This is a genomic window from Pseudoalteromonas sp. MMG033 (assembly GCF_057197785.1).
In genome coordinates, this window is the sequence record NZ_JBXVAL010000002.1 from 401,825 (window position 1) to 419,165 (window position 17,341).

The window sequence follows — 17,341 nt, forward strand, 5'->3', positions numbered from 1 at the left end:
TACGTTTCCTATGGCTCGAAACACTCTATACATATTCCAACCGGTGAGAATTTCAATAAACGCAACACACAGCAGGTAGACAGGCTTTATAAAGACGCAAGACTTTATCAGAAATTAACTAAAAAAAATCACAAAAATTTATATAAATCATTATTTTTAATAACTTAATATTAAATAACCGACAATTTAAACAGCGTCTAATGACATAAAGCATATAATTTACTCGATACAGATACTATGCCTATATTCTCATTTATAAATTTAAAAAATCTCATAAGTTACGTTAAAGAAATAAAAAATTAACACAAAAGGGGTTAAATAGACAAAAAACACTAAAATTAGAGCAATTACTTATGAATATTTCCCGTCGCCAGTTTATTAAAAGCAGCATGATTATATCGAGCTTACCATTGAGCCTATCGCTATCAGGCTGTACCTTTTCAGAGAATCCTTTTGGCCATGGTGTTGCAAGCGGTGACCCTTTGTCTGATAGCGTGATATTGTGGACTAGGATCACGATTCCTAAAGAAGTAAAAGAACGGGTAGATATCAACACATTAACGGTCAAGGTAATTTGGCAAATAGCAACTGATAGCAGTTTTTCAACTATCGTTTCCAGTGGCCATGTCATCACGAGCCAAGCGCAAGACTTTACTGTAAAAGTAGATGCCAAAGGCCTACAGGAAAACACACGATATGTGTATCGATTTATTATCGATGAGCTCGATGAGCCAATTATCTCACCAACAGGAAAAACCAAAACCCTGCCAGAATATGATGTAAGCACAATCAAATTAGCGATGGCATCATGCTCTCACTTCAGTTACGGCTACTTTAATGTGTATGCACGTATCGCAGAGATTGCAGACTTAGATGCGGTACTGCATCTGGGTGATTATTTATACGAGTATGGCAATAAAGACATCTACAGAAATCCTTTTTTATGGAATCGTAAAGTCACACCAAATCACGAAATGATGACATTATCAGACTACCGCCAAAGACATGCTTGCTATAAAACGGATACTGATCTACAAAAATTGCATCAAACCCACCCGATGATCTGTATTTGGGATGATCATGAGTTTACTAATGACGCATGGCGAGAAGGTGCAAAAAATCATAATGATGGCGAGGGCACATGGCAAACGCGCAGCCGTGCCGCCATTCAAGCCTACTATGAGTGGATGCCAATAAGAGAGCCTCAACACACTAACAGAGAAAAAGCATACCGCCGCTTTCGATTTGGTAACCTAGCTGAGCTTAATATGTTAGACACCCGCTTTATTGGTAGAGATCAACAAGTCGATGTGAAAGACCCAGCACGCCTCGACGAACAGCGCACATTACTCGGCTATGAGCAAGAACAGTGGCTACAAGACAACTTGTTAGATGCCAAACGCAATGGCGTAACATGGCAGTTAATTGGCCAGCAAGTGCAAATGATGCAAATTCAAATGCTTGGTAAGCCTATTAATACAGATTCTTGGGATGGATATCCAGCAGCCAGAAACCGACTATTAGATTTTATTGAACACAATCACATCAATAACGCCGTTATATTGACCGGTGATGTGCATTCGTCATGGGCAGCTAACATCTGTAAAGATCCTTACGACTGGCAAAAATATAACCGCTTTACTCATGATGGTGCCGTCGCTGTGGAAATCGTGACTTCATCTGTGACCTCACCCTCTATTCCTGTGCCAGGTTTACAGCAGCTAGTCGGTGACGTTGGCAAAATCTTAATGCCCGAAAACCCACATATTCGCTATGTTGATCTCGCTAACCGCGGGTTCGTGACATTGGAAATCAACGAAGAACGACTGCAAGCCAATTGGCATCACGTACCTTTTGTTGGCTTCAAAAATGACCAAGTACATATTGGAAAGCGCTTTACTGTGTATTCAGGCGAATCCAAGCTATGCTAAAACTCCCCTTAAAAGCCCGAAAAATGGGGCTTTTAAAATTTATTTTAATTTTTTACTTGAAAACTATTTGCCCCGTCCATAGATAGTATTGTGAGGACGCCGACAGGGTCCCAACCAAAACAAATGTTATTTTTTAGTTTGTTTATCCGTTCAAAAGAAGGGTAAACAAACATTATCGCTTATTAAGAGGATATTATTATGCGCAACGTAGATCTAACTCCACTATACCGTTCATTCATTGGCTTCGATCATTTAGCATCACTCATGGACCGCGCTGCCCACAATGGCAAGCAGGCAAGTTATCCACCGTACAACATCGAAGCACTTGACCAAGACAAGTACCAAATCACCATGGCAGTGGCTGGGTTCAGCGAAGATGAACTTCACATAGAGTCAGAGAACAATACGCTCAGAATCAAAGGCCAAAAGGTCAATAAAGATGACAGTGCAGAGCGTAAATTTATACACCAAGGCATCGCTGAACGTAATTTTGAACAAAGTTTCCAATTAGGAGATCATGTTCGAGTCATTGGTGCAGAATTAGAAAATGGTTTACTGGTAGTCAAATTAGAAAGAGAAGTGCCAGAAGCATTAAAGCCAAGAAAAATTGAAATTGGCAAAGGCAAATTGCTCGAAAGCGAGAGCTAATCTCAGCAAGCAACCTATTTGATTACCCCCTGGATAAAGTCGCTATATGCGGCTTTTTCTGTTGCCGTAAACCCCCTTTACAAACTGCCACTCATCGCTTTCTTTCAATTCCACACAGGTCACTATCTGAACATGACTTTGCAGATTCCTCAGTGCCTTTGGCACCTTGTTCCGAGTGTGCTCTGTCACCGCATTGTTTTTTGTACTCTATTGAGTCCTGTATATTGTCAAATATATAAGCAATAGATGAAAATGCTGCAGATGTTGCGGCGACCAATGCTGGAATATAAATATCATTCGGATAGTAAGGCGTCACATTAGATGCTTCATCAGCAAAGACTACGACATCAATATCCGTTTTTTCTCGCACAATATCACAGTGCTCATCTAAATAGGCCGTTTTTTTCGGTGCAAAAACGCAACCACTCAAACCTGCCGCCATTACCAATATTGAACACCATTTATACGTTTTCAAAGTCGTCTCACAAAATTAAACCAGTCAATAAATGTATCAGATTAACTATATACAATATGTATTATTTTGTATAAAAATTGGCAGTCAGTTTACTCCAAAAATTGCCTAAGTTAGCTCAGGGTCTATTTAAGAATAAGCCTTTTGGTTAGAACTGTCTTATAAAGCCAATAAATAAATGCAAAAAATGAAAAGATCACCAAGAACACGGATATAAGGGCAACATGATAATTGTTAGTATAGTGGAGTACCGCGTGAAAATTATATTTTGAATGGCCAAAATACGGGGATTTTGGCCATTCAAATAACTCTAAACTAGGTCAAAAATTGATATTACTAAATGCTCCCTATTACAGCTTATGTTTTATATGCGTATCCATTCCATTCCATCACTCGAATCTTTGACTTGAATTCCCATATTCAAAAGCTCATCTCTCAAAGCGTCTGACTGTGCCCAATCTTTATTTGAGCGAGCCACTCGCCTTTTTTCTAACAGGTTTGCCTCTTCATTGGATAACTCTCCACGAGTTATATTTTCTAATCCAAGGCCCAACACAGAATCGAACTCTAATACTAAATATAATTTTTGCGCCTCTGATAACAAACTCTCTTTAATTACAGCCCATAATATTGAAAGTGCAGATGGTGTATGCAAATCTTCTCTCATTGCCGAGAAAAATTCAGTGAGATAAGATTGAACTAGTTCGTGCTCTGCATGTTCACAACTTAACTCGGCATTATGGTTTGCTTTCCACTCTTGAACCTTATTTACAATACCATTAAAAGCATTCTGAGCTGATTCTAACGCCTCGTAACTGAATTTTAGTTCACTTCTGTAATGTGCTGTTAGGATTAAATAGCGATAAGAAAGTGGATTAAACCCATCTTTTACAAGCTTTTCAATCGTTAAAAATTCGCCACTTGATTTTGACATTTTACCCGTATCTACCGTTAAAAATGCACCATGCATCCAATAGTTAACAGATTTATGACCGTGAAAACAATCTGACTGAGCTATTTCATTCGTATGGTGTACACATATGTGATCTATCCCACCACAATGGATATCGAAGCGACTACCTAGATACTTGCTTGACATAGCTGAGCATTCAATATGCCAACCAGGAAACCCCACACCCCAAGGTGAATCCCATTTCATTATTTGATTAGGGTATTTGGATTGAGAAAACCATAACGCAAAGTCTATTTGATTACGCTTATTACTATCAAGATCTACGCGCTCAGTTGCTTTTTGAGCTTCCAACTGTAAGTTTGCAAACTCGCTATAACTTTTAAATGTAGAAACGTCAAAGTATACATTGCCATTTGACTCGTAAGCATGACCTTTTTGGATAAGCCCCGTAATCATATCTATCATATCTGTAATATGATCAGTCGCTTTACAAACAATAGTCGGCTTTTGGATTCCTAGTGCATGGCAATCCTTAAAAAATGCATCGGTATAATATGCAGCAATGTCCCATGGGGATTTTTGCTCACGCTGAGATGCTAGAGACATCTTATCGTCGCCTTCATCCGCATCAGACTGAAGATGGCCTACATCTGTAATATTCATTACATGTCGTACTGTATATCCATGTTTTTCAAAAGTACGAGAGAGGATATCCTCAAAAACATATGTTCTTAAGTTGCCTATATGCGCATAATTATATACCGTAGGCCCACAGCAATATATGCTAACCTCTTTCTCATCTAAAGGGACAAAGTTTTCGACTGAGTTTCTTGCTGTATTATATATTTTTATTTTACTAGACATACATTGATTTACTTTTTTTTCTTACTTTATTACTTTTATAACATGGAAAATGGCCACTACAAACTCAACAATGAAAAATCTCCCAACTTAATTTCATCGACCAAAAAACTATAATAACAACACATCTTGCATGGAACAAACCAACTTCAATATATAAAAAAACTAATTCACATATAAATTATGAATCTAAAAATTATAATATAATTAGATGCATGTAAAAAACACAAGCCTTTACGGCACGCAAGTTCTCTTTTCAAAGCACAAATTACGAGTTAGGAAATACACTTATTGTGTCCACTTATTTGAACCTTTCGCCCTTCATTGACGTTTTCAAAAGGCCAAACAAGCACCATATCTCCGTCATAAATATCTCCACGTACTTGAACTAACTCATTGTCACCTTCTTCCATAATATTGACTTCTATCTTCTTTATGGTGCATGCATCGGTCACTTTCAATAAATATGGCTGAGCACCATCAGTTAACCTTAATGCAGTTCTAGGGACCGCAATATTGCTATCATGTTCAATGTCAAACGTAACCAAAACTCGACTACCAGTGACCAGCGTTTCACTTACTTCTTTACTAAGGACTATAACAACATCTATAGCCTGTGTTTTATGATCGGTAAATGGCACCACTGCGCCTATATAACCTTCCTGACGCGTATGATAGCTATCAATTGCCACTTTGTGGCCTACCTTGATATGATTAATATATTTTGCCGGAAGCTTCGCAACCACTTCTGTAGTCTGTGTATCAATTAGTCCTAGTATTTTTTCTCCTTCGCTAACATATTCATTATTATTAAATAATCGTGAATACACAACGCTGTCATTTGGAGCATAAATTGTGGTTTTCTCTAAAAGATCTCTGATAATATTCAATCGGCTTCTTGCAACATTTATGCTATTTTTTGCGATATTTAATTCACTTTGAGTTAGCTCAATATCTTGTTCAGAAATGTAGTTTTCACCTTGTAACTTTTTAAGTCTTGACAGCGTTATCTGTATTTTTTCAAGTTTACTGATTTCCCTATCAAGAATTGATTCTTGCTCGGCTAACTCGAGCGCTAGAGGTTCCTCAACGAGTTGAACAATGACATCACCTTTTTTCACAAGGCTCCCAAGATCAGCAATATACTTAATAGTCCCTTTAACTTGTGTATGAATGCTCAAATCACCTTTGCTCGTAACATTTCCAGCTACTACAACTTGGTTAGAAACTGATTTTAAGTTTGCAACTTCAACTTCAACTTCAACCCCATATGCCATTTTTACCCAAATAAAGGATAACAAGTTTATAATTAATATAGTTATTCTCATCTTATGCTCTACTTATTATTTTATTTCTTATCTCACTATCTCTTTCATGGAGCACCTTGAGAATTGCTGACATTAGGAAAGGTGCCAAAACTGCATTAAACAATAGGCCTCCAATAATTACAGCAGCCATACCGCGATATATTTCTGTTCCAACAGCGGGACTTAACAGGAGGGGGAGCATGCCTAATACAGTAGTCAATGTACTTATATATATTGGACGCAGCCTTGAACGAATAGATGTACAAACAATCTGATTAAAATCAGAGAGTGATTCATTTAGCTTACGAGCTTGGATTAAAATTAATATCCCATTATTTACAACAACCCCAACTAAGATGATGAAGCCTAACATAGTCAAAAAGTCTACAGACTGATAAGTAAATAAATTAACTATTTTTAATGTTAGCAGCCCACCAAAAATAGATATTGGTATAATAGATATAACAATAAATGCATCTTTTATTGATTTAAATAAAATAGACAAAAGTACAATAACGATAAATATTGCAACAAAGAAGTTTACTTGCAATGATGCTGCTATGCTTTCAAAGCGCTCACTTGTACTTCTCAGTTGTATATGAATACCAGAATCAACAACTCGACTTTGATGCTTTTTAAGTTCTTTTTGAATTACCTCAGCAGCTTCACCAATAGTGATATTAGCTCCTGGGTTAACAACTAAAGACACCGTACGCTTACCATTTATTCGTTTTAAATTGCCATACCCAAGTTCCCTAGATAAGGACACTAAATTAGATAGAGGTTGTATACCACTTTCAGTAACGACAGGAAGGTTCAATACGTGTTCTGTTTTAGGTGTTTTTTCTGCAACAAGTTTAATAGGCATATTATAGTTACCATCAAAATAAGTATCTATATACACCCCACCAACCATGCTCTGCACAACTCGAGCTAATTCAGACCTATTCATACCTACTTGCTGTAGCCAGTGATCTTTTGGTTCAAAAATGAGCTCTCTTTGTTGCGAAGAAGAGTCAGGGATCGATCTAATTAATCCATCGTGAAAATGTTTAATTAACTCCGTTTTCAGTAATTCTGAAACTTTATATAAATCAGACTGACTAGAACTACTGATATCAACTATAAACTCTCTCGAATTTGGAATCGCTAGGTCGAGCAATGAAGATTGATACAACGAAAATGACCATCCCTCTGCGCCAGAAAAAATCGTATTTTTTATCTTATCTATGAGCTGAGCAGTCTCATCTTCATTTTTGGCCCTGATCCCCATGCCTGTAACACTTGAGCCATAGCTATAAAAGAAGTAACTGCCTATATGCGGCTCCATGCCACTTTGTATATAAGCTTTTATTCTAGCACTGACATCATCACCAACTGACGATTGTATATAGTCTAAGTTTCCCCCTTCAGGTAATTTAAAATATACGTCAACTCTATTGTTATTTACCTGAGGTAAAAAATCAGTTTTAGGGAACAACAAATAGGAACCAATTGATGTCACAGCAATAGTCATTATAAGCCAAGATATATTTCTGCTTCTTGATAAGGTTAAGGTATTAACGCATTGAGCAAGCCTGTTCCAAACAGAGCTCATTTTATCTTGCTTACCCGGTTTTTTAATTATGTAATTACCCAAAACAGGCATTACATAAATTGAGAAAAATAATGATGCAGTAAGTGAAAGTGAAACAGATAAAGCAATATCAGAGAATAATGCTCCCTCAAAATCTTGCAAAACAAGCACTGGGAAAAAGATAGATATCGTTGTAATCGTCGAAAAAGTCAATGCTGGAGCGACCTCTTTAACCCCCTCAGATAAAGCACGAAGTTTACTCTCGCCTTTTTGATATAGGCGTATGATATTTTCTTGGGCCACAATAGCAGAATCTAGAATTACACCTATTGAAAATGCAATGCCTGCCATTGAAATAATATTCATTGTTCGACCCATCAGCCAAAATACAATGAAAGTAACAAAAAGGGAAAAAGGAATTGAAATGGCAACAATCAAAACACTATCCCAGCGCCTCAAAAAAAGCATAAGAACCAAGCATGCCAGCCCAATTCCTATAAATAAATTCACTTGTAAAAAAGAAATTGCCTGATCAACAAAAACAGAATTGTCTAATGTAACTTTTAGCTTGAGTTCATCATCAACATGCGCCTCATTGTACTTTTGAACCTCACCTTTGAGTGCCTTAGTTAATGAAAGCACGTTTGCATTCGGCTCTCGATAAATTGCCATGCCCAACGCGGGCAAACCATCAACAATTGCAAATGCAGTTCTAGATTCAATTCCCCTAGTGACCGTCGCAACATCTCGCAAAAATACATCTCTTCCGTTTTGGTGTGCAATCGCTAAATTTGCAATATCATCCAGCTCATATTTACCATTATATCTAGCTGTGTATTGTAGTTGACTTGAGTTTACAGAATCTAAAGAAACATTACCGGATGCATTGACGGCTTCTGATATATGCTCAATTGTGAGGTTATAAAATGCCAAGGCGTGCGGGTTATATACAATATTTAAGATGTTAACCCTATCTATAGTAAAATCGAGCCTAGAGACCCCGTCAACAGAATTAAATTGTTGTCTAATTCTGTCTTTATATGGGTTTAATTTAGATTCAAACAACTCGCTGTCCATCGAACGAGTTGAATGTAAGAACATATACATTATCAATGTAGTATCACCGCCAACAGTGATTTTAGGCTCTTTAACACCTAAGGGTAAGTTAGTAACTTGATTTAACCTATTGGTGACTTCAATCAAGGCACGATTAAGATCTGATTCAGGTGAAAGAGTCATTGTAATTGAACCAAAACTTGGATAAATCGTGCTTTCTATTAACCTCACCCCAGAGACATGTCTCAGCACCCGCTCTTGCCTTTGAATGATTAACTCTTCAATCTCTTCAGCAGAAGCCGAATTCCACTCAGTTGTAATCGTAAGCTGTGGATAGTTTATCGAAGGTAATAGCTGAACAGGCAAGCGGAACATACTCAACAAACCTAGAATGATAATAATGAATACGCCACCAACAATATAGGGGCTATATTGATTTATTATTCTTGATTCCATAATACGCTCTTCTCAAACCACAAATTGATCTCATTCACCTTCTGCTGAAGTTCAGCTTCCGACTCACCTGAGAAGATAAAATGGGCAGCTTTTGATACGCTACATGTTGCCTTATCACCAGTAACTCCAATTTGGCTATGCAGTTTGTACTCATGTACCCAATCATAATTACACGAGCTCGGAGCATATATCAGTGTTGATTCCTTTGGAGGGATCAAACACCAGCCGAAGAGCTCACTGTTCACTTTCCTAATTTCTATATTATTCCGCTCTACAGCATCAATTTGGCATAATGCAAATGTGTGCTCTAGGTGCAGTCCCATAGCCCCTTCATAAGCTTCAACAACGCCGGCACCGCCAATGCGGCTAGCAATTTCGCAAAAAACAATTTCTCCTTGAGGTGTAACAAAGAACTCAGCATGAAAGCCAAATGAAGTAGGGGAAGGAAGGGAGTTAAGTACTTTTTTTGTCGCTTCAATCAGTTTTTTCGTGAGAGGATTATGTTTATCTAACGTGTAACTTGCTAGTGATTTATTCTCCTGAAATGCTAAACACCCATTTATATATAAAGATGGCCAGATAGAATATATTTCATCATGAACAACTATGCCGTCAACGTGATACATCTCCCCCTCAACAAAGGACTCTAGCATTAGGTTTGCGCGCTCTAAAGAGTTAAAAAGGGTGGTGATGCACGCGTTAAAGTCCTCCTCATTTTTAAGTATGCGAGTACCTTCAGAGCCGCCGCCACATCTAAACTTAAGTACACATGGAAATTGAACTTTATTAACCGCATCAAGTAGTTGGCCCATATCATCCACCGGATAATATTCTGGTATAGTTACGCCGCTCTGAGCAACATAGTCTTTCATCACGAATTTATCTCTAAACGCACTTGCGCTTATGGGCAACTGCCCAGCTAAGCCACAGGCTTCTCTAATATAGGCTGCACGTTCAATATCGAACTCAGCAAGTGCGACTACGCGATCAATTTTGTATTTTTTAACCCACTCTATTGCCTGTTGCGTCACCATGCCATTTAGCGAAAAGTTATTTAAAAATATATATTTTTGATACTTTTCCAGCGTTTTCTCGCCAGCCTCAGGTTGATTTTTGAAGTAATTTGGTGAAGAAATAAGGTAGAGGTTATCAGCATAGCCTTCAAACCAGTCATGATATGGGGCATTTTCTAGTAATAAATCATTCAATATTAATATATTCATGAGTTAAGTACTCCATTTATTATTCTTAATTTAAGAGGTTGCATTTACTCAAGAATTTTCGATCCTTTCTAAAAATTTCAGCGTTGAGCGTTCGACAAACACCGTATAGAGAAAGTAAAAAAATCCCAAAACAAAAGTATAGCGTCTGGAAGGAGCCGTATTCTGCGACTAGACCAGCTAGAATAGAGCCTAGAGGGAGCGTTCCCCAAGAAACCATTCTATAAAATGCATTCACTCGACCGAGCACATTTTTTGGTGTGTTTTGCTGCCGATATGTAATTGTCAAACAGCCCCATATGGCATTCAGCAGACCTAAAATAATTACAACTGCAATCAATGAATATAGAGATGGCCAAAAGCTAATTAAAAAAAATGGGATAGGGAACACCACAATAACACAGCGCAGAATTGAACTCAGTTCAAAATACGCAGGTAGCCTTGGAGCATAATATGAACTAACGGCAAACCCTACTGCATAAACTGTATACATATAACCTATATACGCATTCGGTAAATTTAGTAATTGAGTTAAAAGCAAAGGCTGTACCGCAACAAAGCCTGAGAGTACTGCATTTGAAATACATGTAGTCATAGCCATATTTCTTAGTACTGTCGATCGAACAACGATGCTCGCTCCAGTCCACTTATCTTGCTTTTCTGTACTGGGGGATATGTTCTCTTTTTCCATATCTAACAACTGTACATGAAATACGATGAGTGCAAGAAGGTATAACACCCCTGTAGTTATCACCCCATAACCTAAATCATTAGTAAATATGATTACAGCAAGAGAAGGACCAATAAAGAAGCTCAGCGCGGTTTCCAGAGTCTGTAACCTTGAATTAGCGCGACCTAACTCTTCTTTTTCTACTAACGACGGAAGGAGGGTCTGAGACGAGTTATCTGAATAAACCTCGCACACTCCAATAATAAAAGCACATAACAATAATATTGGATAGCCAAGATAATCCAGACCTAAAATCAAAAAAGCCAATACTATGAGCGTCAAGAAGCGGACAGATTGTGCATACTTAAAGACTGTCGAAGCGCCTTTGTTGTCTATAAACTGCCCCGCATGAATAGAACAAATTAGCCAAGGGATTGTCCTTGCGAAAAAAACAGCACTGACTAGAAGGGGTGACTCAGTCAACCCCAGAGCCAAAAGAGGCAGCAAGACAAGCGAAAACCCATCTGCTAAAAAGGTAGCAGAATAGGCCCAATAGAAAAAAGATGAGCCTACCTTTGTACCTTTTTCTTCAGTCAAATCACGCATCAGTTAACGCTCGAAAGTCTGAAACTGTAAAGGGTGTATGTAACTTTAACTTGTCAGAAATTTTTGCACACAACGACGGAAGTATAGGCGACGCTAACAACACAAATGTGATTAGCCAATCTTTAGATGACAATCTTTCTCCGCAAGACTGTTCATCATTAATCCACTCCTCAATTACCTCGTATGCCCCCGACAATTTAGGGCAACTGTGATCAAGTAATGAGGATTGTTGTGATAGATAGCTGAGAATGCGCTGATGATTTGTTGCTTGTATTGAACTCGGCTCATTCACATCTACTATTTCAATATGATGAGCCACTTTTGCTTCAATATTATGTCTTATTTTTGCAGAAAATGAATGCAACTCCGTGGTTGAAATATCGAAATCCTCATCCACCCTATGTTTATGACATAAATATGCCCTTACCGAATCACTGCTAATTTCATCCATGGAATATAAATCTTCAACCCATATCGCATGAGGCCTGCTTGTTGAAATTTTTTGACTTTCCAGCGTAACAAAATCACTAATTAAAATATGATCATTCGCTTTAAATTTATTTGTTGCCAATGCAATTGCAGACAAATCTGATACCACGGCCCCTGCATTATCCTTACCAAACGCCAATACCACCTCACACTCTGAATCTGCATCATATGCATTTACTTTCAGATCTAGTAAATCACGAACTACTTCACCGATTGTCACTTGATCTATAAAAGTAGAGTGGCGATATAAATATACTTGATATGGATACTTGCCAGTTTCTATGCCCCAACGATCATAGGTAGTCCATGGTATTAAAATATGATTGTCTTTAATTTTCTCTTCCACTAAATATCTGTATTTATTATGAAAGTTAAGTTGATTGGTATACTCTCTAAGTTGAGTGGCATTAATTCTAAGATGTGTATTTTTTACAGTACGCCAGACGATAGGTGAATTATCTGGCGTCACTGGATCCACAATATCGGTTGGCGCCAACTCCCTAGAACAGTAATCACAAGTGTAACCACAAACAGGGGCTGAGCAATGACAGCACTCTCCACGAAGCCATCGTCCACTCACTGGTAGGCCTGACTCTTTTTCATATGGAAAAAGCTCTTCAACCTCAACTTTATACTCTGCCAATAACGCATCCACTTCAGTTAAGCTATTGCGAAATCGTAGATTCCAGTCTTTCTCAATGTAATTCGCAAAAATATCTTGTTCCATATTCAAGTAACGCAATGATGACTGTATTGATGAACAATAATAATTAACCGTATCGGCAACAGACTGAGATCGCTGCTGTGCACTAAACATCACTGAATTGTCAAATGTATCCGTACCATTCACTGTTACAGCTTGATGGCCCAGTCGATTGTAATGACGCTTTAATACGTCCAACTTCAAATACTGACTTCCTATATGGCCCAAATGTAATTTACCATTTGGCGTTGGGATAGATGACATAAATACATACTTACTCATGGCAAGTCCTTTTAGGTAGATTTTGGACAAACGTATTTCCACTGATTTCGGCACTTTCAAGTGCTTTACTCTTCATTTTTTTCTGGAGCTTTTGGTCACCCCACTTTTGCTGGAACTGCTCTGGTAGGCTATGTAATGGATCTGCGTATATGAGCTTTTGTCCTTTTCTTACAGCAGGTGCAACATAAACACTTAACCCGGTATTAGTATCATAATGTTTAAATGACCAAGCATTACGTTTACCGCCACCTCCAGGTAAGTCGACAACAAAGGTCGGTGTATTAAACCCTGCTGTCATCCCCCTGATTTGCTCTTCTAACTCTAGTAACTTCCAAAGTGGCGTCCTCAAAAACTCTAAACCACTGACCATGTCATGTTGATAAACGTAATATGGCTGAATATTTATTGCTGATAGCTTTTTAATTAAAGTGCTCAATGTCGCAGTATTATCGTTAACGTGGCGCAACAACACAGTCTGATTTCTCACAATCACACCTTTGCTATGCAAAAACTCCATTGCCTTTTTAGTAAGATCAGTTATTTCTACGGGATGATTAAAGTGAGTGTGTAGCGCAACTTGTTTATTTAACTTCCTTGCATAGTCTGTTACATCTAACAATGCTTGTGTCCAATCATTGTCTTCCGTAATGCGCGTTGGATTAATTGCAAGACCTTTAGTTGCAAGCCGGATACGCAATACGTTTGGTATTTCTAGCAAGCTCCGCGTTATGCTTCTTAAATGTTTGGCTGATAAGTTATAGACATCTCCACCACTTAGCACTACGTCTTCAATATCAGGGTTATTCTTTATATACTTATAAACCTGCTCTTGATTTTCCAATGACCAACCACTTGTAGATTTTGACACAATGGATGTATCAGACCCTACACTATAACTCCGAGTACAATATCGACAATAAACTGGACAACGGTTTTGAGGCAAAAACAAAACCTTATCAGGATACCTGTGGACTAAATTGGGCAGTGGAGAATCATCCTCTTCTGCTAGAGAGTCTAAAAGCAATAATGGATGATCCGGCAATATTTCAGAAGCTAAAGGTATAAATTGCAACCTAATTGGATCTGACAATGGATCATCCCAGTTAATTAAACTGAGTAAATAAGGTGTAATCCTTACTTGCATCGGAACCAGATCTAACGCTTGAGTTACATCGCTTACAAATTCGGGCGACGATACCTCAATTAAAAACGCTAGAATGTCTTTTTTAGTGAAAATAGTATTTTTATTCTGCCACTTAAAACTCGTGAACTCTTCTACTGTTACGTTTTTATATGGTGAGATTTTCTGCCAGTACTTATCTGCTTGAAATTGCAGGTGTTCAGGTGTGCTTCTTTTTTTCTTTTTAGTTATTGTTATATCTGGAAAATATGTATCTTCAGAATACAAAGTATCCATATGGCTACCCCTTTTTTACTAACCAATTTTCCAGGTCACCGATCAGCATTTGTGTCTCTTCAAGACCAATACTAATCCTGTACATGGTTTGATCGTCGGGCAAAGCTAGGCATGTTCGCTTAGGCTTGGTTACGGAATCGGCCATACACATAATGGCACTTTTATATCCCCCCCAACCATGGCCAACTCGAAAGTACGTAAGTAAATCAGTGCTGCGATTGAGTTTTCTGAAGCTGTCTGTAACTGTAAATGCAAATAATCCAGAAGAGCCACTAAAGTCTCTGATATATATATCGTTCTGTTCAAAGCCCATACACCCTGGATAATACACTTTGCTTACAGAATCCATTGATTGTAATGACTCAACCACTAAAGCGGTGCTCTTTTCAATTAGATCTAATCTTGATGGCCAAGTATGTAAGCCTCTAAGCGCAGACTCACATGTTTTCTCATCGACTCCATCATCAACTCCACTGACATAGATAGCTCGCTTTATTTCCTTAGCAAACTTTGTGCGGGAGACGATTGCACCCAAATACAGGTCAGAATGACCACCAATATATTTTGATATTGATTCGATCACAATATCAGCACCCAACTCTAATGGCCTGTATAAATAAGGTGATGCCCAACTATTATCTATTGCAATAGGGATGTTATAGTTGTTTGCTACACTAGAGAGTGTGGGCAAATCAATTAATTCAAAAGACCAAGAACCAACCGTTTCACAGACTATAAGTTGCGTATTCTTGCGAATATACTCAGATAATCGTGATACATCATATGGTGAGATATAAGTTACCTCGATATCGATTTTGGCTTTAAGCTCCTCACAAATTGTTCTAGTGGGGCCATATATATTATCCACGACTAAAATGTGACATTTAGTATATGTGAATGCTGAAATAACCGTGTACAAGGCATTCGTACCTGTAGGCACAATGAACCCTTCATCACCCTTTTCGAGCATGCGCATAACATTAGCCAATCGACTTTTGGCACTAACTTTCAGATCGATTAATTGTTCTGTACTTCGAGCCAGTATTAACCTGCTGTCCAACTTATCATTCATAAAATTTGAGTTAATAAAGTTAATAGAATAGGGGGCATGAAATGCCCCCAATATCTGAAATCAACAGATTGACTTAATTAGGCCGAGATCATTTTTTCAATGTCACGAGTATATCGGGTGACCTCTTCAATTAAAGCAGATTGTTTTTGCTTAAATTCATCACTAAGCTCAGCGCCTATCATCGAAGCCTCAGCAATACCTAAACCGCTATACAGTAACTTTGCAAAGCGTTGAGTAACGCTAGGTTTATGCTCCAATAGGTTTAGTAAATGCTCAACACTGACAGTATGATCACGTAAGTGCCAACCTAATCTATCGAGTCTAAATTTAACAGTAACAGGCGACGGCTCCCACCACACTGAGCGGGTATTAATCTCTTCATCAGTAATGGTCGAAAACTCTGCTACGGTCTTATTATGAAGCTCTTCAAATCTACCAAATAATTCAGCTGTTGTTTCGAAGTTCTGAATTGGTTCGCCAAACTCAGTCATAATACTATCTGAATTAATTTTTGAAGGTTCCTGACCAGTGCGCTTCTGATAAATAGAATGGCGTATTTGAGGGCCGTGAGCCCACCACTCTGTCAACATACAGTGTACAATATTTTCTCTTAAAGAACGCTGCCCCAGTAATGGTACTTTGTCTAATAGGCTATCTGGCATACCAACGAAATGTGACTGAAAATCTCGATAAGATTTATGATGTAAATTCAAGATTCTCTGAGCCTGATTTTGTGCAGTCCCATTATTTATTCGTGCTTCATCAAGCTCATTTGCGAATGAACACAAGTTTTGATAGGTCTGAAACACAACCTCCCTCAAACAATCGGTGTACCAGCGCCAATCACTATCTGGAAATTGCCCCTTCCAATCATCCATTACATTTCTGTCTCTCACTCGAGAGACGGTGTCAGCGAACTTCTCAATTGTTGCTGCGAACGGAGACATATTTTCGGTAGGTGTTCTAGCAAAAGTTACATCCATAGCACCACTTGAATTAGCAACATCTAACCAACGTTTAGCCTCGGTTAGACCAAGCTCATCTGCTACATTGGAATGTTCGATCACTGACTTATACATCGAGGCAGCTTCTTTAAAAGCTCCTTTACGTAATAAAGCTTTACCCAATCCTATTTTAAGTTGAGAAATAAAACGACCAGCATCCAAATTACCATCAAGCTCATGGTGAGTTTTATCGTACCCGACTGAGTGCCTTGTTTGGCGAGGTGCTCCATTGAATTCATGAAACCGATCACCATTTGGTGATAAGAGTTGTACCGTAGATGACCAAACGAAAATATGGTTGTTAATAATACTACGACTCTTCTCATCAGGATTATCTGTCATTACTCGCAACGGTATAACACTATCGCCAATCAATGAGAGAACTTCTTCATTAGAAAATACATCGCTCTCCAACCGGTTACACCCCTGGCAAGATATTGAATGTAGATCTAATAAAATGGGTTTATTTTCTGCTTTAGCTTGCTCTAGAACTTTTTCATAATCGTATTGATTATTCCAATTTACTTCCTTGACTAACACGTTAAGTACCCCTAGTTATAATTGTTATAATATAACGCTTGTTAAAACGTCGAATCTAAAAATAATTATTAAAATCAAATTGTTTAGATTTAAAACCCTGCACAACTCAAAAAGCGCC

The 17,341-nt window shown here is 38.1% G+C and carries 12 protein-coding genes; 2 read left to right on the forward strand and 10 right to left on the reverse strand.

The annotated features are described in order from the left end of the window. Positions 1-353: 353 nt before the first annotated feature. Complete coding sequence (locus AC2CZC_RS23150) at positions 354-1,931, forward strand: alkaline phosphatase D family protein (protein ID WP_484585620.1); 1,578 nt, start codon at positions 354-356, stop codon at positions 1,929-1,931. A 198-nt stretch (positions 1,932-2,129) separates the two neighbouring features. Beyond that, entirely contained in the window at positions 2,130-2,579 is a 450-nt protein-coding gene (locus tag AC2CZC_RS23155) for an Hsp20 family protein (protein ID WP_484585621.1), read from the forward strand. Between the two features lie 91 nt (positions 2,580-2,670). Here AC2CZC_RS23155 and AC2CZC_RS23160 read toward each other — a convergent pair whose 3' ends face one another. The 10 genes from AC2CZC_RS23160 to AC2CZC_RS23205 all read right to left on the reverse strand — a co-directional run bounded on the left by AC2CZC_RS23160 (position 2,671) and on the right by AC2CZC_RS23205 (position 17,223). Beyond that, on the reverse strand, positions 2,671-3,054 hold the full coding sequence (locus tag AC2CZC_RS23160) for a hypothetical protein (RefSeq protein ID WP_484585622.1): 384 nt from the start codon (positions 3,052-3,054) through the stop codon (positions 2,671-2,673). Positions 3,055-3,415: 361 nt separating this feature from the next. Then, complete coding sequence (gene cysS, locus AC2CZC_RS23165) at positions 3,416-4,828, reverse strand: cysteine--tRNA ligase (RefSeq protein WP_484585623.1); 1,413 nt, start codon at positions 4,826-4,828, stop codon at positions 3,416-3,418. A gap of 272 nt (positions 4,829-5,100) precedes the next feature. Then, positions 5,101-6,153: an efflux RND transporter periplasmic adaptor subunit gene (locus AC2CZC_RS23170; RefSeq protein ID WP_484585624.1), complete on the reverse strand. Its 1,053-nt coding sequence runs from the start codon at positions 6,151-6,153 to the stop codon at positions 5,101-5,103. 1 nt (position 6,154) lies between these two features. Then, positions 6,155-9,220 (reverse strand): efflux RND transporter permease subunit, encoded by a 3,066-nt coding sequence (locus AC2CZC_RS23175; RefSeq protein WP_484585625.1) that lies wholly within the window; start codon positions 9,218-9,220, stop codon positions 6,155-6,157. Beyond that, complete coding sequence (locus tag AC2CZC_RS23180; protein ID WP_484585626.1) at positions 9,205-10,443, reverse strand: ATP-grasp domain-containing protein; 1,239 nt, start codon at positions 10,441-10,443, stop codon at positions 9,205-9,207. Before AC2CZC_RS23180 ends, AC2CZC_RS23175 begins: the two co-directional genes overlap by 16 nt. Positions 10,444-10,468: 25 nt before the next feature. Next, on the reverse strand, positions 10,469-11,716 hold the full coding sequence (locus tag AC2CZC_RS23185; protein ID WP_484585627.1) for an MFS transporter: 1,248 nt from the start codon (positions 11,714-11,716) through the stop codon (positions 10,469-10,471). Beyond that, positions 11,709-13,190, reverse strand: a complete 1,482-nt coding sequence (locus AC2CZC_RS23190) for a class I tRNA ligase family protein (protein WP_484585628.1) — start codon at positions 13,188-13,190, stop codon at positions 11,709-11,711. Before AC2CZC_RS23190 ends, AC2CZC_RS23185 begins: the two co-directional genes overlap by 8 nt. Then, positions 13,183-14,607 carry a KamA family radical SAM protein gene (locus tag AC2CZC_RS23195; RefSeq protein ID WP_484585629.1) on the reverse strand — a complete coding sequence of 475 codons (1,425 nt, stop codon included), beginning with the start codon at positions 14,605-14,607 and terminating at the stop codon, positions 13,183-13,185. Before AC2CZC_RS23195 ends, AC2CZC_RS23190 begins: the two co-directional genes overlap by 8 nt. A gap of 4 nt (positions 14,608-14,611) precedes the next feature. Then, positions 14,612-15,679 (reverse strand): trans-sulfuration enzyme family protein, encoded by a 1,068-nt coding sequence (locus AC2CZC_RS23200; protein ID WP_484585630.1) that lies wholly within the window; start codon positions 15,677-15,679, stop codon positions 14,612-14,614. A 77-nt stretch (positions 15,680-15,756) separates the two neighbouring features. Next, positions 15,757-17,223, reverse strand: a complete 1,467-nt coding sequence (locus AC2CZC_RS23205; RefSeq protein WP_484585631.1) for a thioredoxin family protein — start codon at positions 17,221-17,223, stop codon at positions 15,757-15,759. Positions 17,224-17,341 lie beyond the last annotated feature (118 nt).